Source organism: Leisingera sp. NJS201 (genome assembly GCF_004535885.1).
GTDB lineage: Bacteria > Pseudomonadota > Alphaproteobacteria > Rhodobacterales > Rhodobacteraceae > Leisingera.
In genome coordinates, this window is record NZ_CP038234.1 from 1,179,772 (window position 1) to 1,200,047 (window position 20,276).

A 20,276-nucleotide genomic window follows, 5' to 3' on the forward strand; every position below is an offset into this window, starting at 1 on the left:
TGTTTTGACGCGGACCTTAAAGCAGGAACCTGCCGAGTTAAAGGAAAAGACGTCTGCCAGGACTTGCAGGCGGCAGTTTGCCATCCCCATCTAGAAGGCATTGCAAAAGGAGCTTTTCCGTATGAAGGCAAAGAAAATTCTGGCAGCCGCGCTGATGCTGTCGATGGGCGCCGGGACCCTGGCGGCAAGCGAGACCGCGGCGTTGCGCCAAATCACCGTGAACGGCGAAAGCACGCTGCAGGTGGCGCCGGAACTGGCGACAATCACGCTGGGTGTCACCGAGGAGGCCGAAGAAGCCGCCGTCGCAATGGCCGCCGTATCTGACGCAATGGGCGCGGTGATTGGACGGCTGAAGGACGGCGGTATTGCCGCCGAGGACATGCAGACCCGGCAGATCTCAATGCATCCGGTCTGGTCGCAGGACCGGTCTTACGACAGCGGTGGCCGGCGTGAGATCACCGGCTTTCAGGCGTCGAACACCCTGATGGTGCGGGTGCGCGACCTGGACCGGCTTGGCCCGGTTCTGGATGCGGTGCTGACGGCTGGCGCCAATCAGTTCCAAGGGCTGAGTTTCGGGGTGGCAGATCCGTCTGCGGTCACCGATAAAATCCGCGGTGAAGCCGTCAAGGATGCCATCCGCAAGGCACAGCAGCTGGCAGACGCGGCGGGCATGGAGCTGGGACCGGTACGCTCGATCAATGAGCACGGCGGCGGTGGCGGACGCCCGATGATGGCGATGGAAATGGCCCGCAGCGACGCGATGCCGATTGAGGCAGGCGAGCTGACGTTCAGCCACAATGTCTCGGTTGTCTTCGACATGTCCGTGCCGGACAGCGAGTAATCTGCGGCAACAAGAAAGGCCGGGCAGGGCGCCCGGCCTTTCTGTATGACGGTTGCTGGTCCTCAGCCGCAGGCTTTGGCCAGCGCCTGGTCCAGATCGCGGATCAGGTCGTCTGCATCCTCGATGCCGATGGAGATGCGCACCACATTCGGACCGGCACCTGCGGCTTCCTGCTGCTCCGGTGACAGCTGCCGGTGGGTGGTGGAGGCCGAATGGATGATCAGCGACCGGGTGTCGCCGAGGTTGGCTACATGGCTGAAGATCTCCAGCGCATCCACCAGTTTGGTGCAGGCCTCATAGCCGCCCTTGACCGCAAAGGTGAACAAGCCGCCGGTGCCCTTGGGATAGCAGGCCTGAGCGCGCTCGTAATAGGGAGAGGAGGGCAGGCCTGCATAGGTCACGTAGTCAACGCGGCTGTCGTTTTCGAGCCAGGCGGCGATTTTCTCGGCGTTCTCGCAGTGTTTCTGCATCCGCAAGGACAGCGTCTCAACTCCCATCAGCGTGTAATGCGCCCCTTGCGGGTTCATCGTCATGCCAAGGTCGCGCAGGCCGATTGCAATGCTGTGGAAGGTGAATGCCAGCGGGCCGAAGGTTTCGTGGAATTTGAGACCGTGATAGGCGTCCTCGGGTGCTGACAGGGACGGGAACTTGTCATTCGCCGACCAGTCGAAATTGCCGCTGTCAACGACGCAGCCGCCGGTCACGGTGCCGTTGCCAGTCAGGTATTTGGTGGTGGAGTGCACCACCAGCGTCGCGCCGTGGTCAACCGGTTTGCACAGGTAAGGCGTGGCTGAGGTGTTGTCGACGATCAGCGGGATACCTGCGCCGTCGGTGATATCCGCCAGGGCGCGGATGTCGGTCACATAGCCGCCGGGGTTGGCGATGGATTCGCAGAATACCGCACGGGTGTTTTCGTCGATGGCAGCACTCACTGCGTCCAGATCGTCGGTGTCGACGAATTTGGCTGACCAGCCGAAACGCTTGATGGTCTGGCTGAACTGGGTGATGGTGCCGCCGTAAAGACGGGTCGAGGCGACCACATTGCAGCCCGGTGCCATTAGCGGAAACAACGCCATGATCTGCGCCGCATGGCCTGATGAACAGCAGACCGCGCCAACGCCGCCTTCGAGTGTTGCCAGACGTTCCTGCAGCACTGCGACAGTGGGGTTGGTCAGGCGCGAATAGATGAAACCGACTTCCTGCAGATTGAACAGCGCGGCGGCGTGTTCGGCATCGCGGAACACATAGGCGGTGCTTTGGTAGATCGGCGTCTGCCGCGCACCGGTTGCCGGGTCCGGCTTGGCGCCGGCATGGATCTGCAAGGTGTCAAAACCGTATGTCGGAGCGTCGGTCATGAATGGGTCTCCCTGAAAGCTCTGTTATTCCGGGCGCACAACAGCATGGCTGCGCCGGGAAGGCAATTGCGGGAATGCCGCAGCAAAAGGCTCCCGCCCGCCGCCGGCCCCTGGCGGTGCCTGCGCGCGCCGCGCGCAGCGCGGCGCCGGGCCCAACTGCGAAGGGCCTCTGCCAGAGGCCCGTGAGCGGGCGGGAGCCCTGCGTTCTTAACGACCCGAAGGGCGCGGTCAGCGCATCCAGAAGCCTTCGGATTTGATCCGGTTGCGGATCGCCTGTTCGCGGCGGGGCAGGTTTGCATGGTCAAACAGCGCCCGCACCTTTTCGCCGCGCCCCTGATAGACCATCCGCTTGATCGGCTCGTAGCCTTTCAGCACCTTCTTGATCCGGTTCGGTGCTGCAATCTGATGCAGCAACTCCACCACCCGGTCGCTTTCACGCGCATAGAGCAGCGGAAACAGCCGGTAATGGCAGCTGGTCTGCCCGTCCAGAAAACCGCCGGGCAGCGCATCGCGGCCGCCACCGAAGGAGTGGATCACCAGCGGCAGCACGATCTGGTCCAGCCAGGGCTCCAGCGTCTGGCCAACCAGCTCAACCGGCGGGTCGTTGCGAACCGATTGCGCGTAGACCAGAAACCGCTTGCCAAAGGCGCGCGGGCAGGCGCCGTAAAAGAAGCCTGCGTTGAAATAGAGATAGCGTTTCCAGTACTCATCCGGCTGGCCGAGGTCGAGACTGGACAGGAAGTCGAGGCCGAACCGGCTGTAGAGCGATTGCCAGATGCCGCTGTAGCCCGGTCCGTACAGTGTCGGCTTGGGCCAGGTGCCCTCAACCCGCAGCGACGCCGAAGGACGGCTGAAATCAAACGGCACATCGGCCAGCTCTCCGGTGATCAGCGTGTCTGTGTCGAAAAACACAAACGGCTCGCCCTTTGGCATCGCCTGCAGCGCTTCGATCTTGTTGCCGTAAGGGTAGGCGGCGCCAAAGGCCTTGCTCTCGAACGGCAGAATTTCGGCGCCAAGGTCCGCCAGCGCCTGCAGCACCTCCTGATTGCGGATCCCGGGGTCCTTCTCCCACAGCGGCCCTTGCTGCGGCACTGCCACAAACAGCCGTCCGGAAAAACCGGGCGAGCAATGGCGCAGCGAGGCGGCAAACAGCAGCGCCTCATACTGCAGCCGGCCGGCTTGGCCGACGATCATCACATTGAAGGGGCATTTGCCATGGTTTTCCCCGTGTTCCGTCTCTTCCGGGCGGATAGGACTGCCTGATAGATTAGCTACAAGCCTGCAAGGCGCCGCGCAACCGGCCTGCAGACAATTTCAGACGGTCTGTGCCGCCAGAGGCGCAAACCGGGGAGAGACAAAGATGAATAACGTGATCCTGGCCCTTCTTGCGGCAACAGTGCTGCCAGCGGCGCAGTCCGGTGTTCCGGAAGCTGCAGCTGCTTTGGAGGCGGTGCAAACAGCATCAGCCCAAACGGCACTGGCCGCTGAGCCGCAGCAGGCCACCGGGCGTTTTACAACTGCGTTGGAAGTGAAGCCGATTCTGGCAGCGACCCGGGCCAACTGGATCCATGTGCGCGAATTCAATGGCCAGGATCTGCTCTATGTGACCCACCTGTGGTCCTGGCGCTGCGGGCTGGTGCAGGTCAAGCTGGGGATCAACGGCAATCCGCCGGAAATCTGGCCGCTGCCGGACTGCCACCTGGAGGAAGGCTTTCCGAATATGATCAAGGACGAAGACGGGATGCCCTACCGCAGCTATCCTCTGGGTTCCATCCAGCAGATCGCGGTCGAGGTTACCTATGATGACCTGAGCACTGAAGATTTGGTTTTTGGACGCAACGGCCAACCCCAGCAGTGAGCCTGGCGCGGGTCCTGCTCCCAGGGCCCCGGCGGCGGCAACGCAATCCATTTCTGCTATGCGCGTTCCACCTCGCAGAGGCAGGGCAGGCAGGGCAGCCCGCCTGGCAGCAATCAGGGCGCAATCAGGGTGACGCCGGGCATCCGCTGGATGAGATAGAGATCTTCTTCGTACCGCTCGCTCATCTCTTCCACCAGCACGGTGGTCCAGCCGGGAAGGTCCAGCTCCTCCTCCAGCGCGTCTTCCATCGCAAACTTGTCCAGAAAGGCGGCATAGACACGGCGTTTGTGGATTTCCGTAAGATCCGGATTTTCTGCAAGATAGGCGCGCAACCGCTCCATGCCGGCAGGCTGCATCAGGGTGGCCAGCAGGTCCATCCCGCCTTTGACCGGCGCATTGATCTCCATCCCGCCGAGGTCCCGCAGCACCTGGCCCCAGATCAGCGGCAGATCCTCATAGCACCAGACGGTGACCGGCATGCCGGGCACCATATCCCGCATCTGCGCCAGCAGTCCGGACCAGCGCAGCTGCACCGGGTCGCTGCCCTGCAATGCGTTCTGCACGATGGACCGGCTGGACTTTGCAAACATCGCGGGCAGGAATGTCGCCGGGTTGCGCAGCGCCATGAAGATTTCCGGCTGATCATAGGGAAACAGCGCCTGCAGCGCCTGCAGCCGGTCCCCGGCCTCAGGATACAGGCGTCCGTCCTGCAGCGCATGCCGCGGCGAGCCGAAGAAATGCGGATTGGAGAGAATCACCCGGTCCGCCTGGCGGTCATCCAGGATCGCGTCCCACAGCATCTCCGGCGCGTCCTTGGCGGCGCTGCCGTTTTTCATCGCCGCCAGGCAGTCTTTCAGCAAAGACCGGTAGCGGCCGGGCCCTGGCACCGCCGTGCCCTGTTCCGACAAGGCGCCGGCATTTTTCAGCAGCGCCTTCAGCAGCAGATCTTCTTCAGTGGCGTGCGCCCCGCAGTGAATGATGACCTGCATGATCCGACCTGTTTATCCGGGTTTATTGTCTTCAGAAGTAATGCGCAGCAGCAGGGAGGTCAAACCTGCGGTTTGCGCTGGGATTGCGCCGGTTTTGCGTTACGGGGCTGCCGCGCTGCCGCGGCGGCCAGTCCCGGCTGACGGCGTTCCCCCGGAGGACTGCTGCGTTTGGTTCTGCGCAGCCTGGCGGGAGGTTTTCGCAGTTTCGCGATTTGGGTTTCAAACCGGCTTGACGGTCATTCTGTACTTTAGTACCAGTCGCCCAGCAGGCCCGGCGGGGAGATCTTTTCCATCGGACATGCTAGCTTCATGGTCGCGCGCCGGCCCCGGATCTGGATGCCTGTGATTGTGAGTGCCCCTATAGCTCAGCTGGTAGAGCAACTGATTTGTAATCAGTAGGTCCGCGGTTCGAGTCCGTGTGGGGGCACCATATACTTCACAACACGTTGATAAAGTTAGAAAAATCCAGATTGTGGACCATGCTGAAATGGTCCGTGGTCCACACTACCATTCGAAACCGTTGATGGTCCGCATTGCTTCAGCCGCCAGAACGCGGCGTTCGGCGTCTTTGGTGTAGATGGCTGAAGTGCTGGGTTGGGTATGCGAGAGAACTGCCATGATCTGGTGTTCACTGCAGCCTTCTTCGGCCAAAAGTTCGGCTAGAGCCTTGCGTATGCCATGGGAAGATTTGCCTATCAGTCCGGCTTCGTCACAGCGCTTTCTGAGCCAGTTGCGATAGCTGTCGGCATTCTTGAATGGCTTGCCGTGCTCATTCAAAATGAATGCGTCACCAATCCGGGCGACCGCCGCCACCGCTTCCCGAAGCGGTGAGGCCATCGGGATTTCCACATATGCGGCCCCTCTTTTGCGGGGTTGCCAGCCAAGCCAGCGCATTCCGTGGCTTTCAAATTCCTGATTGCGTCCTAGCCAGATTGCATCACCTGACCTCGCGCCCGTGAACATATGGAGGGTGAGCGCTAGGTGAGCCATAGTTCCTTTGGGGTGGCGTTCCTTGAACCTTTTCAGGTCGCTTGTTGTCCACGGGGTTGCCCCGCCTTGGCTGCGATGGATTTTGGCGATTCCGACCGGCGGGTTAACCTCCGCGTGCCCGACGTCGCAAGCCCATTTGTACATCGCTCGCGCCGCTTTGATGATGTTGTCCGCTTCGGCTGGGGTGGCGGCACGCGCGTCCCGCGCCCGAACGAAAGCCGCGCTGGGGGCGTTAAGGCTCATTTCACCGTATGCGTCGCCATCTTCCGTTTTGAAGCTGCATAGCCAGTGCAATTGGCTCTTGCGCTTGCGAAGCGTGGTGGGGGATGCTTGGCGGGCTTCCACCATGTTTTCTAAGTGTATCAGGTACTTGTCAGTGAGCCATTGGATTGAGTGGCGGACTGCGGTGGTTTCCGATTCGAACGGCAGCTGAATTCCCGCTCGTGCGCTCCAGTAGTGTTCAGAGAACTTCGGATGGTCCAGATCGACGTTTAGGCGGATTTTGCGATTCGGCTTCCCTTCGACACGAACGCGCAACCGCTGCTTTCCGGACGGCAGCGTTTCAATCGTTAGGCCGGGATAGTTCTTCCGCACATCGGTCACCATTGTTTTGGACCCTGACCTTTGCGTTTTTCGGGCGCTACGTCTACCGGGCAGCATATCTTGATGGTGCCGTCAGGGCCGATTTCCACGGCGGTGACAATCAAATCACAGGCTTTGGCGGCTTCCACCGCCCGTGTGATTTCTGCCTTTGTGAACCGTGTTGCTGGCATGATTACTCTTCCCGGCCTGAAGTGTGCACTACCGCGCGTTGGGTGGCATCGCCTGCTAGCGGGCCGCGTGGCACCCCGTCCCATTTCTGCCCGTCCAGCATGCGGCCAGCTGCCGCTTTTGGGCTGCTTTTCATGAGGCAGACCCGTTCGCCGTGAAAGCCGTGACCGCCCTGCAGGTTCAGGATGCGATAACGACTGTCTGTGAGCAGCCTGCTGTATTCTGCGCTCCAGTCAGGGTCATCGCGGTCGCGGTCTATGGAAACGGTCCACGATCCCCACTGTTTAAAGAAAAAGGAAGTGCCGGCCGCATGGCATTGGTCGCGCAGGCTGCGTGCCCAATCGGGGTGCATGGGCCGAGCCTTCGGACCGCTTTCGCCGCCGCAGATAACCAAATGCAGCCGCCGGGGGCCGGGGCCGCTGATGGTCTGGCCGGTAAACGATTCCATTTCTTCTCCGCGCAGTGCATCCAGCACCGTTCCGCCGCGCAGTTCCAAGTGCGAAAGGTTTACCGGCCCCAACAGTGGTTCTGCGCTGACAAAGCGGACGATGGCGGGCGCGGCCAGCAGGTGCGGGATGTTCAGTTCAGCGGTTTTCTGGGTTCCTGCACTGGTGCCAAGCCAGACATGGGGCCAGCCATCGCCCCAGTCGGCGGGCAGCATCTTCGCGATGTTCTGCGGGCGCTTGGTCAGCAGCTGCCAGTCCAGCTGGTCGCATTCGCGAATGAGCGCCCAAAGGTCATCGCGCCATGCCGGGGGCACAGCGTTGTCAAAGACATCCGCCAAAGAGGCGCAGAAGACGCGCTGACGCCGCCCGTGGGCATCAAAGAAGGCTTGCGCCTGCCGCTGCCACTGGCGGGGCTTTCGCCAGTTCTGGGCGCTTGTTCTGCGCCGTGGAGCCTTCGGCCCCCAGTGGGTGCCGCCGGTAAACCGCTGGTCGCGGGCCTCTGCATAGCAGTGGTCGCATTCAATCGCGACTTTCTGGCATCCTTCCCACGGGTTGAACGTATGGTCCGTCCATTCGATTTTCGACTGTTCAGCCATCACAGAATTTCCTCTGTTTCGTGCCGGGTTAAAGCGCCCGGTTCTTCCCAATGGAAAGCGCCATCTATCGTCGTCTCGAGACGGTCGCGGGCGATTTCCAAGATTTCGTGCACGATGCGGCCCCGGATTTCCTTGGCTATCCGGCGCTCACGTATGGCGGGGTGTTCAATTGCCGGTGTGATGCCATCGTGGGTCTGCACCAGCCGTTCCAGTTCGGTCCAAAGGGCATCGCAGCATGCGCCGTGGTGCCCAATCTGTTTCTCCGGTGCTCTAGCCCATGCGGCGGCGTCATCGCGGGCAGCAATGGCACGCTTGGCCAGCGCAAGAATGCGCTGCAGGTCATCGTGGATTTCGGACGGTTGGGTCATTCGCCTGCCTCCCGACCAAGCACTGCCATGGCCAGCTTCCGCATGCGGCTGTCATCCATCTGTTTGGCGTCGAAGCCCTGCATCGGGTCGATGATGCCCCGGCTTTGGTCGGCCTTGACGCCTAGCATGTCCATGATGACCGGATCGCTGCCGCCTGCGGTATGCAGGTAATGCGCGGTGACCTGTCGGGTTTGACCGGGGCGGCGCAGCCTGCCGATGACCTGTTTGTGCACCTGCGGCGACCAGTCCAGTTCTCCAAACACCACGTCGCTGCAGTATTCCTGCAGGCCATCAAGGCCCGCTCCCGACCGCAGGGAAATCATCATCACGCGGGCATCGCCCTTGGTGAAGCGTTCAACGTTTCGGCGCTTGCCTGCGGGGCTTTCGGTGCCGGTGTACATGACCGGGTTGTGGCGCTGCAGGGCGCGGTTCCATATGTCGTAGACATCACGATGCCATCCCGCTAGCAGCACGCGCGGACTGTCGCGAAGCAGCAGGTCCACATATGCGGCAACGGATTCGGCCTTGGCCACGCCCGTCAGCAGGCGCATCTTCATGTCCAGTTCCCGCGCGGCCTGACCGGCCTTCACAAAAGATCCTTCCAGCACGGTCATCGCCAGTGTCTTGAACAGGTCTTCGGCGTCTTGCGCGGCTCCCACGTTCCATCCCACTTCCCAATCGACCGTGTTCAGGGGCGGCATTTGTGCCGACACCGTTTCATCAAATTCGGTGCGGCGCAGGAAATACCCCTTGTCGCGCAGGTAGGTGCCAAGAGCGTCTGGGTTCTTGACTGTCTTTCCCCAGTCGCACCATTCGCGCATGAATTCATCGCGGTCGCCCAAAAGACCCGGTTCGATGAACTGCATCACGTTGAAAATTTCATCGCCGTAGTTGTAAATCGGCGTGGCAGTCAGCCCCATCGACACGTCTGCTGTCGATGACAATAGCGCAGCTGCGACGCCCTTGGCGGTTCCCCTGCCAGTTCGCAGTTCCTGCACCTCGTCATAGATGACGGTGCGGAACAGGCCGGTGTTGATGACATCGGTCCAGCCCGCGATGTTCGAGTATTTAAGGATATAGGCGTCGGCCATCGGCAGGTCATAGGGCTTGGTGCCCTTGATGATGTGCGTGCGCAGGTTGGTGAATTCTTGCGCGCGGTCGGCCCACTGCCCGGCAAGATGGGGCTGCACCACGATGGCGGCTGGCATGGGCGCACCGCTGGTCAGCGTGCAAAGCGCAGAAATCGTTTTGCCAAGGCCAAGGTCATCGCCTAGCAGCAGGTTCGGGTTCTGGATGGTCAGGGCTGCGGCTTGCTGCTGATAGCCATAGGGCTGTCGGCCCTCCGCAAAGCCGGATGCCATGGCAGGTTTCCAGTCCGGCATCAGGATGCGTTCGCGTTCGGCGGCTTTCGTCGTGATGCGTTCGACCCCGGCCTGCAGGTCGGCTGCGTGGGTGTGCTTCAGCGGGAAGCGCTGCATGAACCAATGCAGGTCTGCGCGGTTTTCATCGGTGTCGGTCAGGATGATTTCCTGCGCGGTCTTCGGCACCTTGGTGAACAGGCGCTTGAACGCAATGGCGACGTGCGGCTGAAGCTCTGTGATGCGCCAGTGTGGCGGGTTGTCGCCAAGGTTCAGGTTGCCATAGGTGATGGTCACAGTGCGCCCCTCCCCAGCGAAACAAGGAACAGCGGAACCCCGTGGATTTGATCGGGAAGGCCAAGGTATGTGCCGCTGACAAGTATCAGGCCGGACAGCCTGTCGCCTTCGCAGTAGCGTTCCAGCTGACGATAGATTTGGCGGCGCGGGTATCGGGTTTTGACCTCGATACCGATGGTGCCTGCAACCATGAAGTCGATGCGGTCCTTCGGCCCCATGCGCACTTCGCGTTCGAACGGCATGCCACTGTCGGTCAGCCATTTTTCTAGCGCGTCCTGAAGCGCCAGTTCGGTGGTCACCGGCATACGCAGGCCGCGCAGCTGGCGGGTAAGGAATGCAGGCGTGATGTCAGACATCTTCCACCTCCCGCGCCGGGTCCAGCAGGTTGCGGGGCACGGGCGCAAAGGGCCAATCTTCGCCTCGAGTAGTTGCGCGGCTGCGCAGAGTTTCGGCTTGGTGGTTATAGCCAAGCCATGACCACGTGACATCGGTGGTGGTGCCTTGCCCGGACAGGTGCAGCAGTTCGCCTGTCTGCGGGTTTCGCAGGCGTACCTTGTCCTTGGCCAGCAGGGTCTGGAGCGCGCGTTCCTTGGGGTTAGCGAGTTGCACCGGCATCAGAAAGCAATCTCTTCGCCGCCGCAGCGGGCCGCGAAATCGCAATCCATCAATGCGAAGTCGCGCGTGCCGTTCTTTTCGTGGTCGAAGCCTTCCAGCAGCCATTGCGGCTGCGGGTGATACTTGGTCGCGCCCCAATAGATGCGGATCGGGGTGACCTTGCGGATGGCAAACTGGCCGCGCCAGTTGACGTAACCGAATTCGATGATGCGGGGGTGGTCAGGCATATCGCTTTTGGCTCCAGTAGTGTTCCCGCGCCCATGCCACCTGTTCAGCGACGATTTGCGCGGCGGTTTTGGCAGTGCGACCGGTGCCGTTGCACTGGTTGCAGGGAATGTCTGTGGACCCGAAGGCCGTGCGCTGCCGGTCGGCTTCGCGGCGCAATTCGCAAGCTGGGCAGTTTTGGCCATTGCCGTGCAGCGTCGGGTCGGGCATCGGTCAAACACCATTTTCCTTAGTCCAGCCCATGACCTTGAATTTCAGGAAATCACCGATGCGGGCTGCAGCGTCGCAGTGCGCTTTGTTCAATCCATACGTGGTGACATGTTCGCCGCATGGGGCAGGTTTTTCGCCCACGCGGCGGGCGATGATGACCACTTGGTCATAGCCGTAGGATTTCGCGATGCGTTCGGCGGCGCTGATGGGGATGGGTTTCATAGCCGCTACGCTCTTCACGCCGCTGGCGCGTCGATGTTTCCGGTTGAAAAACTCCGGTTCCATTTCTGTTGTGGTTTCTGCCGGCGCTCTGGTCGGGCGACATTCCATCACGCCATCCCCAGTGCTTCTTTGTACATATCCAACACCGCCTCTTCCTCTGCGATGTCGTCTTTGTCCCGCTTGCGCAGGGCTATGATCTTACGCATCACCTTGGTGTCGTAACCACGGCCCTTGGCTTCGGCCATCACCTCCTTTTGCTGGTCCGCGATGTCTTTCTTTTCGGCATCCAGCCGTTCAAAGCGTTCGATAAATTGGCGCAATTCGGCGGCGGTGACGCGGTAGGAATTGTCCGCCGCTTGGTCGAATGTCGGATCTGGTTTCATGGGGGCTTCCCTTGCTGGCGGCGCAGTTCGTCTGCGCGGGCCTTCATGGCAGCGACCGTGGTTTCCACCGAATGGTCGTCTGCCGTTATTGTGATGCGGGTTTCACTCATCAGGCCGCAGCGCCGTCACGCGCTTTGCGGGCGATGGCATCGCGCAGCGTGTCCAGTTCCACGAAAGCGTCTGCGGCGCGGCGCAGATCGTCGGAAATCATGGGCGGCTGTGTGCGCAGGCTGGACACCACGGTGACGCGGGTGCCGCGTTCCTGCAGGAAGGCGACCAGCGGGGTGAAATCGCGGTTGCCGGAACACAGGACGGCATGGGTAATGGCTGGTGCCAGCTTCATTGCTTCCACGGCGAGTTCCACATCGGTGTTGCACTTGATGCGCTGCCGTCCGTCTTCGCTCTCATAGATTTTCGCGGGCTTGGTCACCACGTGCCAGCCGTTGTACTGCATCCAGTCCACCAGCGGGCGAATGGCCACGTGGGCTTCGGTGTCTGCCATCGGGGTGAAGTAGCTGGCCCGCAACAAGCGCCCCTTGGTCTGGAATGCTTCCAGCAGGCGCTTGTAGTCCACGTCAAAATTCAGGGCGCGGGCGGTCGAGTAAAAGTTCGGGCCGTCAATGAAGATCGCCAAATTTTCGTCTTTGTAGAACATGATTTCTCCGGTGGCGGATGACTTGTTGGGGGGGGCGGGAAAATTGCCGGGGGTCCGCAGGATGGACGCCCCGGCAGTTGCGCCGGTTTCATACGGCGTGGGGGAGAGGCTGGCGGGGGATGACGGGGCTGCGCTTCATGCGGGTCAGGTCCGGGTGGACCGTGACAAATCCATCATCTTCGATGTCGGGCGGCGTGATATGCCGGCGCGCTATGCGCTTCCAATTGGCAATCGCTTCTTCGGCGGTTGCGCCATCAGCGCAGATGCCCTGAAGGTCCAGTTCCCAGCGGTGCGTCCGGTCGCCTGCGGGGGCATCAACGCGCCCGAAAGTTTCCAGCACTTCGTTTACGAAGGCGTCGTGCTGCCCGTTTGCGTCTAGGCGCTCCAAGTTCAGCAGGAAGGCTGCAAGGCGCTTTGGGGTATCCAGCATCACGCGCGCCCTTGCGCTTGCGCCATCACATCTGAAGCGGTGGCGCGTTCGGCAGCGTTGGTGGAAAGGCGCATGACGGTTTCGCAGGCGCGGACCACTGTTCGCGGGGTGTGCGGGGCTGGCGTGCGCATGATGTTGCGCGACCTTTTCAGAGCCGCTTCGCGCGCGGTGGCCTGCAGACTTTCTCTGCTGGCTTCATCGTTCCGCCGCCGCTTCAGCAGTTCGCTGCAGATTTCGGGGAGAGCGACGGCCAGCATCGCGCAGGATACCTCGTCGAACTCGCCCAACTGTTCCTGTGCGGTGGGGTTGGCAAGGCGTTTCAGCAGTTCGTCGCTGATGGTTGGGCTGGTTGTCGCTGAATCCTTCATTGGCTCCCTCGTCTGCGCTGGACATTGATGGTCTGCGCAGATTTGGTAGCTCATAAAAAATGAGTGAGCAAGAATAAAAGCTCAAAAATTATGAGTTGAGAACAAATAGGGTTTCCCGCATAAGGCGACAAGTAGGGTGTACGCCCCCGACTCAGCAGAAGAGGGGCGGTTTTAGATTTCACCTAAGAGGTTAGGATTTGACTATGACGGCAGTAACTTTCCGCGTCGCATCGTACCTGCGCGGGCGCTTTGGCCTGAACCTGAACTGGGTATTCGACCCTATTGGCTCTCTTCGTCCTTCAGGGCGGAGAAAAGCCGATCCTGCACATCGGAAGGAAGCTGCTGGAAATCGCCGTGGATGATGTAATTAAAGTCTATTCTGTGTTCTCTATGCAGGTAGAGCATGACTTTTCGCGACGGGAAGCTAAGTCCCGCTTCTGAATTTAGATAGGAGGTCAGGCTGACGCCGGCGTTCTTGCAGAATTCTGTCTTCGTCAGCCCGGTCGCTATGCGGGCAGCTTTCAGTCTGAATGCGCACGCTTCGCGCGAGGCGTCACCTAGACGCGACATGGCAAGTTTTCCTTTAAAATCCATTGAGGCGCCCTCGTTGTTTTGAGGGCAAGTTGCACCGTAGGTCAAAAAAAATGAACTTTCAATAAAATGAATTGTGGACCTCATAATTTATGAGGTTATAGTGCCCGCATGATGAACGTTAGGGCAATTTCGGATGCGGTTGGCATCCAAAACTTCGCGGCAGCGCTTGGCGTTAGGCCGTCGGCTGTATCCAACATGCGGTCGGCGAACAGCATTCCTGCAAAGAAGTATGCGATTGTTTGCTGGTTGTGTGAGGCGCGAGGGCTTCCAGAACCGGACCGCTCGCTTTTTTCCTTCGACGAAGTGGCCAGCCCCATTCTGTTTGGGGTGGCTGACGTTGAGCCAGTGGCAAAACTTCCAGATGTGCCGCATCGCGGTCCTAACCATGCTGCCAATCCGGCTGATGGTGACGGCGTGAAGGAGGCCAGCTGATGTTGGTTTCTGAGCGTTTTGTTCCATGCGCCCAATCTGCACCGCTTTTGCGTGTGCGCACAGGAAACGAGGTTTCGCATGCCTGACTTTCGCAAAATCGTTCGCGCCAACATGAAATCCCTTGTGGACTGGTTTGGCTGCTATGACGCGGTGGCCGAAACATTTAACGCCCGTTGGGGCGGCGGTGCCAGCAAGGGCACCGTCAGCAAAAAGGTAACCGGCAATCTGGATTGGACGGTGGCAGATGTCATCGCGCTGGAAGATGCCGCCGGGCGCTATCCCGTTACCCGCATGATGGCGCGCCGTCTGGACCGCCGTCCGGATGTAACCGGCGGCAGTCTGCTGCAGGACGGGTCCAGCATCGCCAAGGAAAGCGGTGAAGCCATTGCGGCCATTTTGGCGGCAGAACAATCCAGCTGCGCCGATGATCGCGCAGCCGCAATCAAAGAGGCGCTGGAAGCAAGGTCGGCCATCGACCGGGCGCTGGCGCGGCTGGAAGGTGCGCCGGTGGCCCATGGGGGGGCGGCATGATGGATCTGCTCACCCTTCCCATTGAATTTCCGCTGTGGTGGGCGCTGCTGGCCATTGCCGCGCTGTTTTCCTGCGCGGCGCGGGCTGTCGCGGGTATCCGGCTGATGATGCGGGGGGCGCAGGATGGGCATTGATTTCCGGTTCCCGCGCAACCCTGATTGGGGATGGCTGAAAGCGGCTTATCCCGGCAACGTGTTGCTGCATGTGGACTGCCCGTTTCTGGATGTGGTGCGCCGCATCGGCGGGCGGTTGGCTTATCTGGCCACGCCCTACACCCGGCAAGTTCTGAATGATGATCTGCAGTGGGACTATGGCCTGTCGCTGGATATTGAAACCCGGACGGCCAGATGGGCGCGGGCCTTTGCGATTGAAGGTGTCACGGTTGCCTCGCCTATCGTGATGGCCTGCGCGATGTGCAACGCAGATGTTGAACGGCATCTGGACCCGTTGGATGATGGGTTTTGGGCGCGCTGGTGTCAGCCCATCCTGTCGGCCAGCGGTTCGGTGGTCATCCCGGCGATGGAAGGGTGGAGCCGGTCGCGCGGCGTCTGGCGTGAAGCCTGCTGGGGGCTTCAGCACAATGTTCCGGTGTATCTGGTGGCCGAAGGGTCGGAATTCGGGGTGCGCCTTTGACCGATGCCATCCTGAAAGACGTGACCATTGGCGGTTGCCGCCTGATTTTGGGCGATGCGATGGCGGTGATGCCGGATCTTGACCCGGTGGACCACCTGCTTTCCGACCCGCCCTATGAACAGTCGCTGCATGACGCCAAAAATGGCATCACGAACCGAAAACTTCGTACTGATGGCGGTGTGCGGTTGCGGGGGCTGGATTTCGCAGGGATTGATGAAATCCGCGCGGAGTTCACGGAACTGTCGTCGCGGCTCTGCGGCAAGTGGTTCATCGTCTTCTGTACCATCGAAGGTGTCGCCAGATGGGCCGATGCCATCAACCCGTCCGCCATGAAATACAAGCGCGGCTGCATCTGGGTGAAACCGGACAGCACGCCGCAGCTGAATGGTCGGGGGCCAGCCCAAGGGGCCGAATGCTTCGTCACCGCATGGTGCGGTTCTGGACATGCCAAATGGAACGGCGGCGGCAAACGCGGTGTCTATACCCATCTAACGAACCCGCCCGACCGGCATGGCGGGCACCCGACCGAAAAGCCGTGGCGGCTAATGCGGGACATCGTGCTGGATTTCACCAATCCGGGCGAAACTATTCTCGACCCTTTCATGGGGTCGGGCACCACGCTGGTGGCAGCTGCGCTGACGGGCCGCAAGGCGGTCGGCATCGAAAAGAATCCCGAATATTTCGCAATCGCTGAACACCGGGTCCGCCAAGCCACGGCATCGGCCCATGCGTTGGGGCCGCAGCTTTCAGCCGAAGTTCAAGAGGCCCTGCTATGACATCCAAAGCGGCACAAAAATCCGGGCGCTCACCTGCCGACCCTGCGGCTAAGGCGCGGGCGGCGAAGAAGCTGGAAACGATCTTTCATCCCCGCTGGTCGCCGCGCGATGACCATCAGCTGATGACGCTTCGCGACGAGGGTGTTTCCTTTGACCGCATTGCGGTGGGCCTGATGCGCGACCGCCGCGCGGTGGAGCAGCGCTGGCACCGGCTGCGGGTTATTCCCCGCATCGACAAGCTGCTGGAAGAGTTCGGCCTTACTTCGCGGCTCTATTCGATGAATGGCGAGGGGCTGTGATGGTCGCCTACAACTTCCAGCAGGACTTCGGGCCGGACATTCTGGCGGGCTGCAAGCAGTCCACCATCCGCCCAAATGGCAAGCGTCGCCATGCGGTGGCGGGCGATGAACTGCAGCTGTACACCGGAATGAGGACATCCGATTGCCGTCTGCTACTGCGGGTGCCTTGCCTTTGGTCGCGGCCAATTTCCATCCATCAATTTGCAGTGGTTCGCCAGGGCGGGTTCACTAATCAGTTCCGGCACCTAGAGGAACTGGCCCGCATCGAAGGCTTCGCATCGTGGGCTGATATGCGCGATTGGTTCGGCAACCGCTATGGCCTTCCAGCGGTCGGCTTCACGCAAATCCGGTGGGATTTCAGCGCCGCTACTTTTGTCGCAGACAGCGCAGCAGCAGGGGGTTCAGCACCATGACCCTTGCTGCACCCCGCTTCGCAAATGCACCGGCAGCGCATTTTGACCTAGAGCCGTTCCATGTGACTGCCCATGCCGAATTGGCGGATTTTCCGATGGCTGCGCCGGGCGTTTGTCTGAACCCGATGTGTTCACGCCATTTCGCGCCGACGCGCAGCTGGCAGCGCTATTGCTGCGAAACCTGCCGAAAGATGGATGAGGCCGAAATGCGCCGGGTCGGGCAGAAGGCCGCGCCAGCACTGCTGGCATGGCGCATGGGTAAATACGAAAAACAGGACGCCGCCTTGCGGGCGCTTTCCCGCGCTGGCCGCAATTATATCACCCGGCTGCAGTCGGAATGGTATTGCGACCGGATCCGGCGCGCGTCCGAAAGGAGGCAAGCATGACTGAAGCGGCAAAGACCATCAGGCTGGTTGATAGCGAAGACCTGTTTGACTACCCCATCCCATCCGGTGAGCGGCTGGATAGCCATTTCTTCATGACGTGGCGCTTCGACTGGTGGCTGCATTCTGAATTCCGCCTGCTGGCGGACAAAGAGGTCCGCGCGGTCGGTTTCGACCTGTTCAACATCGCGCAGAAAGAAGACCCGGTGGGCACGCTGCCCGTCGATGAACGCCTGCTTGCACGTCTTGTGGGCGAAGCGCTGGAAGAGTGGCGCCGCCTGATAGAGCGCCCGATTGGCCCGCTCTACAACTGGAAGCAATGCCGATGCGACAACGGTCATGTGCGGCTGTATCACCCGGTGGTGCTGAAGATCGCGCAGGACGCCTTGGGCCTGCGCGAAGACCGGCTGGCCAAGCGCGAGGCCGAACGCGAGCGCAAGCGGCTGGAAGCCCTTCCGGAAAAGATGCTGCGGGCTGGTGCACCGAAGGGGATGACCGAAGATGCCGTGATGGTTCTGCGGTTCGATCAGTTCCTTGTGGACCATTTCGATGCCAACGGGCAGCGCCGTGCGCCGATGATCCGGAAGGCGCTGGAAGCCTTTTCGCTGGCGCAGGAAGGCATCGACTGGAAGGCCGAATTGCCGGTCTGACAACCTTCCGCGTTTCTTCCGCCGGAAGGAACTTGGAAAGAATTCGGAAAGAAACCGGAACAAACGCGGAAGAAATCCGCCGTGATTTGGACTGTTCTGGCTTGTTTTCCACCTTTTGCGCTCCGGTTTCTTCCGGGCTGAAAGGAAAGAAGACGAAAATAAAAAAAACGAAATTGCCACAAGCGCCCCAATACCGACCGAAGCGCCATTTGAGACCGGGGCAGATGCAAAGAAGAAGGGCAAGACGCATGGACAGTGCTGAACAGGCAAACGGTGAAAAGAGGGTCAAGGCGTTGCTGATTGAACCATTGCTAGCGCGCGGGCTGGCAAAGCCAAAGGGTTTCACGAAACAGGCTGACTTTGACGCGATGGTTGCAAAGGTGCTGTGCCCCAAGCTGGCCTATATGACCGAACTGAGCCTTGCGGCCTTGGAAGAGGAAGTGGCCGCCAATCCCAAGGGCAAGGGGCGCGACCAGATGATGATCCCGAATGAAATCCTTGAGCGGGCCGCGAAGATTCAGCCGCCTGCCGCTGAGGCGTCGCCGCTGATGCGCGCGGTCTTCGCCGCTGCCTTGGGCCGGGATGCCATGGCCGGGAACTGGGGGCCGGAACTACTGCGGTTCCTGCGGAAAAACCGCGCTTGGCCAACCGCCTTGAATATTCAGGGCATCAAGGCGGAGTCGGAATCGGCGCTGCGCAAGGTGGAAGACATCCGCCAGCGGCAGACATCCGGCAGGCTGGTGTCTGATGCTGATCTGCAGTGGATCGCATCCCGCGATGCTGCACAGAAGAAGTGCGAGGCTATCCAAGCGATTGTGTCGGGGGGCGCGGCATGATGATGGGCAAGATCGAGGCGCAGGACATGATTTGGCTGCTGGTGCGGGTCAAGCGCCATCAGGTCGGCGGTATCAAGAAGGTCACTGTTGGCGGTGAGTTCGAAACCTACCGCGACCGCCAGCGCCGGGTGCGTAAGCGCCGGATACAGGGCACTGGCGACCGGGTGTTTCTGCCTGAGCACCTCTTGCGTAAAGCCGGGTTTGAAGTCTTCCTGCCGGTCCGGTGGGACAAGAAGCGCAAGAACCGCTTCAGCCCGGAAAAGGAGTTGGTGGCGCAGCCCTTGTTGGTGGACTGGATGTTTGTTGGTTGGCCCGCTGACCAGAACCGCTGGGAAGACTTGATGCGGCTGGATGTGGTCATGGGTGTAATGGGCACTGGTGGCCGGCCTATCATCATGAAGGCCAGCACTGTCATCGGTCTGATGCGCCGGTGGGGTGGAGGTATGCTGTCGCCAAAGTGCCACCAGATGGCCAGGAATAGTCATGACTTCGAAGCGGGCGACGCGGTGCGGATCGACCGTGGGGCGTGGGCGGACTTCGAAGCCAAGGTGGTGGAGGTGAAGGGGGCGAACGTGTCCGTTGTGCTGGACTTGTTCGGTCGGGAAACACCTGCCGAATTCAGCTGGATGGACCTGACGCCTGTTGCCCCGCGCTAACGTTAAGCGCCACTCGATATTGTTAAGGGGGTTGACGCATCACATCATCTTCCCTTAACAGTCAAAATTGACGAAGGTTCGGTGGCCTCTGTTGAAAGATACATGCCACGGTTCCGGGCGGTCGAAAGCGCATGTGATGCACCCGTTTTCGACTGTATGCCGTCAAGTCCGGGCGACCACGCGATAGCGCTTCCGCCTGTGACACTGCTGCTGCAATGGATGACAAAGGCCCGGCTGAAAAGCGCGGGCCTTATTTGTATCTGAACCTGTCGAAGTGATCGGACAGAATTGCAGCATGGGAGGCAGCAATGAAGCGCATCTGATTTCCAAAGAACCCTTTGGTGTGAAGGCCAGTCGCAATGGGCAGCGGCTGGCCTTTTTTGGTAAAGGCGGCGGATCTCTTGGGGGTGGCAATGTTCAGCGTGGGCGAAGTCAATGTGAAGGGCCTGCTGCAGTTCGAAAACATGCTGGGGGCCTTGGGGGAAGATGCGCCAAAGGCGGTGAACCGCGCCATCAACCGCACCGGCGACATGGCGCGGACGCAGGTTGTCCGCACGCTGGCAAAGCAGACCGGCCTGCCGCAGAAGACCATCCGCAAGTCCGTGAAGGTCAAGCGGTCCTCTTGGGATGACCTGACTTACACGCTCAAGTCGGCGGGCGGTGATGTGGCGCTGAAGTATTTCCAGAAGCGCGAGACCAAGAAGGGCGTGGTCGCCAATCTTGGCACAGCCCGTGGCCGCGTTCTGTTCCCCCGCACCTTCTTCCGTGGCGGTGCTTTCCCCCGCCGTGTGGATCTGAGCGCCTTCGGCGGGCACGTGATGGACCGGATGAGCGAACAGCGCTTCCATCTGAAGAAGGTGAAGTCTGGCGTGTTCATCCCCGAAGAGATGGTGGAAGGCGCGACCGCCGACGCCTTCGAGCGCAGCGTGCAGCAGAACCTGCCGCGCCGACTGGATCACGAAATCAGCCGCCTTTTGGGGCTGTGACCCGGCGATATGAGTACAAGCATAGGGGGCCGAAACAGGTCAAAATCGACCCCTGAAAAAAGGGACCGTACCCCCATTCTGAAAGCACGCGGTGGTGGAACCGCCCGGGG

General features: G+C 60.7%; 32 protein-coding genes and 1 tRNA gene. 15 read left to right on the forward strand and 18 right to left on the reverse strand.

All coding sequences use genetic code 11. The annotated features are described in order from the left end of the window. Positions 1–121: 121 nt before the first annotated feature. Entirely contained in the window at positions 122–841 is a 720-nt protein-coding gene (locus tag ETW23_RS05745; RefSeq protein WP_134829396.1) for an SIMPL domain-containing protein, read from the forward strand. A 62-nt stretch (positions 842–903) separates the two neighbouring features. Here the strand turns inward: ETW23_RS05745 and ETW23_RS05750 are convergent, their stop codons facing one another. Then, a complete protein-coding gene (locus ETW23_RS05750; RefSeq protein WP_134829397.1) occupies positions 904–2,196 on the reverse strand; it encodes an O-acetylhomoserine aminocarboxypropyltransferase/cysteine synthase family protein in 1,293 nt (430 codons plus the stop codon). Positions 2,197–2,424: 228 nt separating this feature from the next. Continuing rightward, positions 2,425–3,390, reverse strand: coding sequence for a hypothetical protein (locus tag ETW23_RS05755; protein WP_134829398.1), 966 nt, complete (start codon positions 3,388–3,390; stop codon positions 2,425–2,427). 166 nt (positions 3,391–3,556) lie between these two features. Between ETW23_RS05755 and ETW23_RS05760 the strand changes: the two genes are divergently transcribed. Continuing rightward, positions 3,557–4,054 carry a hypothetical protein gene (locus tag ETW23_RS05760; protein WP_134829399.1) on the forward strand — a complete coding sequence of 166 codons (498 nt, stop codon included), beginning with the start codon at positions 3,557–3,559 and terminating at the stop codon, positions 4,052–4,054. A 113-nt stretch (positions 4,055–4,167) separates the two neighbouring features. Here the strand turns inward: ETW23_RS05760 and ETW23_RS05765 are convergent, their stop codons facing one another. Further along, positions 4,168–5,043 carry a hypothetical protein gene (locus ETW23_RS05765; RefSeq protein ID WP_129371535.1) on the reverse strand — a complete coding sequence of 292 codons (876 nt, stop codon included), beginning with the start codon at positions 5,041–5,043 and terminating at the stop codon, positions 4,168–4,170. A gap of 354 nt (positions 5,044–5,397) precedes the next feature. On the opposite strand from ETW23_RS05765, the gene ETW23_RS05770 reads away from it, so the two are divergent. Beyond that, positions 5,398–5,473, forward strand: a tRNA-Thr gene (locus ETW23_RS05770). 74 nt (positions 5,474–5,547) lie between these two features. Here the strand turns inward: ETW23_RS05770 and ETW23_RS05775 are convergent. The 15 genes from ETW23_RS05775 to ETW23_RS05835 all read right to left on the reverse strand — a co-directional run bounded on the left by ETW23_RS05775 (position 5,548) and on the right by ETW23_RS05835 (position 13,571). Further along, complete coding sequence (locus tag ETW23_RS05775; protein WP_134829400.1) at positions 5,548–6,639, reverse strand: tyrosine-type recombinase/integrase; 1,092 nt, start codon at positions 6,637–6,639, stop codon at positions 5,548–5,550. Continuing rightward, entirely contained in the window at positions 6,633–6,806 is a 174-nt protein-coding gene (locus ETW23_RS25055) for a hypothetical protein (RefSeq protein WP_167738085.1), read from the reverse strand. The genes ETW23_RS05775 and ETW23_RS25055 overlap by 7 nt, the downstream gene beginning before the upstream one ends. Before the next feature lie 2 nt (positions 6,807–6,808). After that, positions 6,809–7,846, reverse strand: coding sequence for a DUF5131 family protein (locus ETW23_RS05780; protein ID WP_134829401.1), 1,038 nt, complete (start codon positions 7,844–7,846; stop codon positions 6,809–6,811). Continuing rightward, entirely contained in the window at positions 7,846–8,214 is a 369-nt protein-coding gene (locus ETW23_RS05785) for a hypothetical protein (RefSeq protein WP_134829402.1), read from the reverse strand. Before ETW23_RS05785 ends, ETW23_RS05780 begins: the two co-directional genes overlap by 1 nt. Then, a complete protein-coding gene (locus tag ETW23_RS05790; protein WP_167738086.1) occupies positions 8,211–9,869 on the reverse strand; it encodes a DEAD/DEAH box helicase in 1,659 nt (552 codons plus the stop codon). Before ETW23_RS05790 ends, ETW23_RS05785 begins: the two co-directional genes overlap by 4 nt. Continuing rightward, the gene (locus ETW23_RS25060; RefSeq protein ID WP_167738087.1) at positions 9,866–10,225 is read right to left on the reverse strand and encodes a hypothetical protein; all 360 of its coding nucleotides are present in this window, start codon (positions 10,223–10,225) and stop codon (positions 9,866–9,868) included. Before ETW23_RS25060 ends, ETW23_RS05790 begins: the two co-directional genes overlap by 4 nt. Beyond that, the gene (locus ETW23_RS05795; protein ID WP_134829404.1) at positions 10,218–10,484 is read right to left on the reverse strand and encodes a hypothetical protein; all 267 of its coding nucleotides are present in this window, start codon (positions 10,482–10,484) and stop codon (positions 10,218–10,220) included. Before ETW23_RS05795 ends, ETW23_RS25060 begins: the two co-directional genes overlap by 8 nt. Next, on the reverse strand, positions 10,484–10,711 hold the full coding sequence (locus ETW23_RS05800) for a hypothetical protein (RefSeq protein WP_134829405.1): 228 nt from the start codon (positions 10,709–10,711) through the stop codon (positions 10,484–10,486). The genes ETW23_RS05795 and ETW23_RS05800 overlap by 1 nt, the downstream gene beginning before the upstream one ends. Further along, positions 10,704–10,919 carry a hypothetical protein gene (locus ETW23_RS05805; RefSeq protein WP_134829406.1) on the reverse strand — a complete coding sequence of 72 codons (216 nt, stop codon included), beginning with the start codon at positions 10,917–10,919 and terminating at the stop codon, positions 10,704–10,706. The genes ETW23_RS05800 and ETW23_RS05805 overlap by 8 nt, the downstream gene beginning before the upstream one ends. Before the next feature lie 3 nt (positions 10,920–10,922). Beyond that, positions 10,923–11,204 carry a hypothetical protein gene (locus tag ETW23_RS05810; RefSeq protein ID WP_205879942.1) on the reverse strand — a complete coding sequence of 94 codons (282 nt, stop codon included), beginning with the start codon at positions 11,202–11,204 and terminating at the stop codon, positions 10,923–10,925. 44 nt (positions 11,205–11,248) lie between these two features. Next, positions 11,249–11,524: a DUF2312 domain-containing protein gene (locus ETW23_RS05815; RefSeq protein ID WP_134829408.1), complete on the reverse strand. Its 276-nt coding sequence runs from the start codon at positions 11,522–11,524 to the stop codon at positions 11,249–11,251. 109 nt (positions 11,525–11,633) lie between these two features. Beyond that, a complete protein-coding gene (locus ETW23_RS05820; protein ID WP_134829409.1) occupies positions 11,634–12,179 on the reverse strand; it encodes an NYN domain-containing protein in 546 nt (181 codons plus the stop codon). A gap of 88 nt (positions 12,180–12,267) precedes the next feature. After that, the gene (locus ETW23_RS05825) at positions 12,268–12,609 is read right to left on the reverse strand and encodes a hypothetical protein (RefSeq protein WP_134829410.1); all 342 of its coding nucleotides are present in this window, start codon (positions 12,607–12,609) and stop codon (positions 12,268–12,270) included. After that, entirely contained in the window at positions 12,609–12,977 is a 369-nt protein-coding gene (locus ETW23_RS05830; protein ID WP_134829411.1) for a hypothetical protein, read from the reverse strand. Before ETW23_RS05830 ends, ETW23_RS05825 begins: the two co-directional genes overlap by 1 nt. A 279-nt stretch (positions 12,978–13,256) precedes the next feature. Further along, positions 13,257–13,571 carry a helix-turn-helix transcriptional regulator gene (locus ETW23_RS05835; protein ID WP_254695156.1) on the reverse strand — a complete coding sequence of 105 codons (315 nt, stop codon included), beginning with the start codon at positions 13,569–13,571 and terminating at the stop codon, positions 13,257–13,259. A 108-nt stretch (positions 13,572–13,679) separates the two neighbouring features. On the opposite strand from ETW23_RS05835, the gene ETW23_RS05840 reads away from it, so the two are divergent. From ETW23_RS05840 to ETW23_RS05890, 12 genes are all read left to right on the forward strand, one after another. Beyond that, positions 13,680–14,003: a hypothetical protein gene (locus ETW23_RS05840; protein WP_134829412.1), complete on the forward strand. Its 324-nt coding sequence runs from the start codon at positions 13,680–13,682 to the stop codon at positions 14,001–14,003. A 78-nt stretch (positions 14,004–14,081) separates the two neighbouring features. Next, positions 14,082–14,534 (forward strand): hypothetical protein, encoded by a 453-nt coding sequence (locus tag ETW23_RS05845; RefSeq protein ID WP_134829413.1) that lies wholly within the window; start codon positions 14,082–14,084, stop codon positions 14,532–14,534. Continuing rightward, positions 14,531–14,668, forward strand: coding sequence for a hypothetical protein (locus ETW23_RS25065; RefSeq protein WP_167738088.1), 138 nt, complete (start codon positions 14,531–14,533; stop codon positions 14,666–14,668). Before ETW23_RS05845 ends, ETW23_RS25065 begins: the two co-directional genes overlap by 4 nt. Beyond that, positions 14,658–15,167, forward strand: coding sequence for a DUF1937 family protein (locus ETW23_RS05850; protein ID WP_134829414.1), 510 nt, complete (start codon positions 14,658–14,660; stop codon positions 15,165–15,167). The genes ETW23_RS25065 and ETW23_RS05850 overlap by 11 nt, the downstream gene beginning before the upstream one ends. After that, positions 15,164–15,943, forward strand: coding sequence for a site-specific DNA-methyltransferase (locus ETW23_RS05855; protein WP_134829415.1), 780 nt, complete (start codon positions 15,164–15,166; stop codon positions 15,941–15,943). Before ETW23_RS05850 ends, ETW23_RS05855 begins: the two co-directional genes overlap by 4 nt. Further along, complete coding sequence (locus tag ETW23_RS05860; RefSeq protein ID WP_134829416.1) at positions 15,940–16,242, forward strand: hypothetical protein; 303 nt, start codon at positions 15,940–15,942, stop codon at positions 16,240–16,242. The genes ETW23_RS05855 and ETW23_RS05860 overlap by 4 nt, the downstream gene beginning before the upstream one ends. Further along, a complete protein-coding gene (locus ETW23_RS05865; RefSeq protein WP_134829417.1) occupies positions 16,242–16,655 on the forward strand; it encodes an ASCH domain-containing protein in 414 nt (137 codons plus the stop codon). Before ETW23_RS05860 ends, ETW23_RS05865 begins: the two co-directional genes overlap by 1 nt. Beyond that, complete coding sequence (locus tag ETW23_RS05870) at positions 16,652–17,041, forward strand: hypothetical protein (protein ID WP_134829418.1); 390 nt, start codon at positions 16,652–16,654, stop codon at positions 17,039–17,041. The genes ETW23_RS05865 and ETW23_RS05870 overlap by 4 nt, the downstream gene beginning before the upstream one ends. Next, positions 17,038–17,688 (forward strand): hypothetical protein, encoded by a 651-nt coding sequence (locus ETW23_RS05875; RefSeq protein ID WP_134829419.1) that lies wholly within the window; start codon positions 17,038–17,040, stop codon positions 17,686–17,688. The genes ETW23_RS05870 and ETW23_RS05875 overlap by 4 nt, the downstream gene beginning before the upstream one ends. Positions 17,689–17,720: 32 nt before the next feature. Continuing rightward, positions 17,721–18,524 carry a hypothetical protein gene (locus ETW23_RS05880; protein WP_167738089.1) on the forward strand — a complete coding sequence of 268 codons (804 nt, stop codon included), beginning with the start codon at positions 17,721–17,723 and terminating at the stop codon, positions 18,522–18,524. Then, entirely contained in the window at positions 18,521–19,180 is a 660-nt protein-coding gene (locus ETW23_RS05885; protein WP_134829421.1) for a transcription termination/antitermination protein NusG, read from the forward strand. Before ETW23_RS05880 ends, ETW23_RS05885 begins: the two co-directional genes overlap by 4 nt. A gap of 359 nt (positions 19,181–19,539) precedes the next feature. Then, positions 19,540–20,166 (forward strand): phage tail protein, encoded by a 627-nt coding sequence (locus ETW23_RS05890; protein ID WP_254695157.1) that lies wholly within the window; start codon positions 19,540–19,542, stop codon positions 20,164–20,166. The last annotated feature ends 110 nt before the right edge of the window (positions 20,167–20,276 follow it).

What these genes read in the sequence shown, in the direction of transcription:
- ETW23_RS05745 (WP_134829396.1), top strand. Translation starts at nt 122, where the DNA reads ATGAAGGCAAAGAAAATTCTGGCAGCCGCGCTGATGCTGTCGATGGGC.
- ETW23_RS05750 (WP_134829397.1), bottom strand. Translation starts at nt 2,196, where the DNA reads ATGACCGACGCTCCGACATACGGTTTTGACACCTTGCAGATCCATGCC.
- ETW23_RS05755 (WP_134829398.1), bottom strand. Translation starts at nt 3,390, where the DNA reads ATGATCGTCGGCCAAGCCGGCCGGCTGCAGTATGAGGCGCTGCTGTTT.
- ETW23_RS05760 (WP_134829399.1), top strand. Translation starts at nt 3,557, where the DNA reads ATGAATAACGTGATCCTGGCCCTTCTTGCGGCAACAGTGCTGCCAGCG.
- ETW23_RS05765 (WP_129371535.1), bottom strand. Translation starts at nt 5,043, where the DNA reads ATGCAGGTCATCATTCACTGCGGGGCGCACGCCACTGAAGAAGATCTG.
- ETW23_RS05775 (WP_134829400.1), bottom strand. Translation starts at nt 6,639, where the DNA reads ATGGTGACCGATGTGCGGAAGAACTATCCCGGCCTAACGATTGAAACG.
- ETW23_RS25055 (WP_167738085.1), bottom strand. Translation starts at nt 6,806, where the DNA reads ATGCCAGCAACACGGTTCACAAAGGCAGAAATCACACGGGCGGTGGAA.
- ETW23_RS05780 (WP_134829401.1), bottom strand. Translation starts at nt 7,846, where the DNA reads ATGGCTGAACAGTCGAAAATCGAATGGACGGACCATACGTTCAACCCG.
- ETW23_RS05785 (WP_134829402.1), bottom strand. Translation starts at nt 8,214, where the DNA reads ATGACCCAACCGTCCGAAATCCACGATGACCTGCAGCGCATTCTTGCG.
- ETW23_RS25060 (WP_167738087.1), bottom strand. Translation starts at nt 10,225, where the DNA reads ATGTCTGACATCACGCCTGCATTCCTTACCCGCCAGCTGCGCGGCCTG.
- ETW23_RS05795 (WP_134829404.1), bottom strand. Translation starts at nt 10,484, where the DNA reads ATGCCGGTGCAACTCGCTAACCCCAAGGAACGCGCGCTCCAGACCCTG.
- ETW23_RS05800 (WP_134829405.1), bottom strand. Translation starts at nt 10,711, where the DNA reads ATGCCTGACCACCCCCGCATCATCGAATTCGGTTACGTCAACTGGCGC.
- ETW23_RS05805 (WP_134829406.1), bottom strand. Translation starts at nt 10,919, where the DNA reads ATGCCCGACCCGACGCTGCACGGCAATGGCCAAAACTGCCCAGCTTGC.
- ETW23_RS05810 (WP_205879942.1), bottom strand. Translation starts at nt 11,204, where the DNA reads ATGGAACCGGAGTTTTTCAACCGGAAACATCGACGCGCCAGCGGCGTG.
- ETW23_RS05815 (WP_134829408.1), bottom strand. Translation starts at nt 11,524, where the DNA reads ATGAAACCAGATCCGACATTCGACCAAGCGGCGGACAATTCCTACCGC.
- ETW23_RS05820 (WP_134829409.1), bottom strand. Translation starts at nt 12,179, where the DNA reads ATGTTCTACAAAGACGAAAATTTGGCGATCTTCATTGACGGCCCGAAC.
- ETW23_RS05825 (WP_134829410.1), bottom strand. Translation starts at nt 12,609, where the DNA reads ATGCTGGATACCCCAAAGCGCCTTGCAGCCTTCCTGCTGAACTTGGAG.
- ETW23_RS05830 (WP_134829411.1), bottom strand. Translation starts at nt 12,977, where the DNA reads ATGAAGGATTCAGCGACAACCAGCCCAACCATCAGCGACGAACTGCTG.
- ETW23_RS05835 (WP_254695156.1), bottom strand. Translation starts at nt 13,571, where the DNA reads ATGGATTTTAAAGGAAAACTTGCCATGTCGCGTCTAGGTGACGCCTCG.
- ETW23_RS05840 (WP_134829412.1), top strand. Translation starts at nt 13,680, where the DNA reads ATGATGAACGTTAGGGCAATTTCGGATGCGGTTGGCATCCAAAACTTC.
- ETW23_RS05845 (WP_134829413.1), top strand. Translation starts at nt 14,082, where the DNA reads ATGCCTGACTTTCGCAAAATCGTTCGCGCCAACATGAAATCCCTTGTG.
- ETW23_RS25065 (WP_167738088.1), top strand. Translation starts at nt 14,531, where the DNA reads ATGATGGATCTGCTCACCCTTCCCATTGAATTTCCGCTGTGGTGGGCG.
- ETW23_RS05850 (WP_134829414.1), top strand. Translation starts at nt 14,658, where the DNA reads ATGGGCATTGATTTCCGGTTCCCGCGCAACCCTGATTGGGGATGGCTG.
- ETW23_RS05860 (WP_134829416.1), top strand. Translation starts at nt 15,940, where the DNA reads ATGACATCCAAAGCGGCACAAAAATCCGGGCGCTCACCTGCCGACCCT.
- ETW23_RS05865 (WP_134829417.1), top strand. Translation starts at nt 16,242, where the DNA reads ATGGTCGCCTACAACTTCCAGCAGGACTTCGGGCCGGACATTCTGGCG.
- ETW23_RS05870 (WP_134829418.1), top strand. Translation starts at nt 16,652, where the DNA reads ATGACCCTTGCTGCACCCCGCTTCGCAAATGCACCGGCAGCGCATTTT.
- ETW23_RS05875 (WP_134829419.1), top strand. Translation starts at nt 17,038, where the DNA reads ATGACTGAAGCGGCAAAGACCATCAGGCTGGTTGATAGCGAAGACCTG.
- ETW23_RS05885 (WP_134829421.1), top strand. Translation starts at nt 18,521, where the DNA reads ATGATGATGGGCAAGATCGAGGCGCAGGACATGATTTGGCTGCTGGTG.
- ETW23_RS05890 (WP_254695157.1), top strand. Translation starts at nt 19,540, where the DNA reads ATGGGCAGCGGCTGGCCTTTTTTGGTAAAGGCGGCGGATCTCTTGGGG.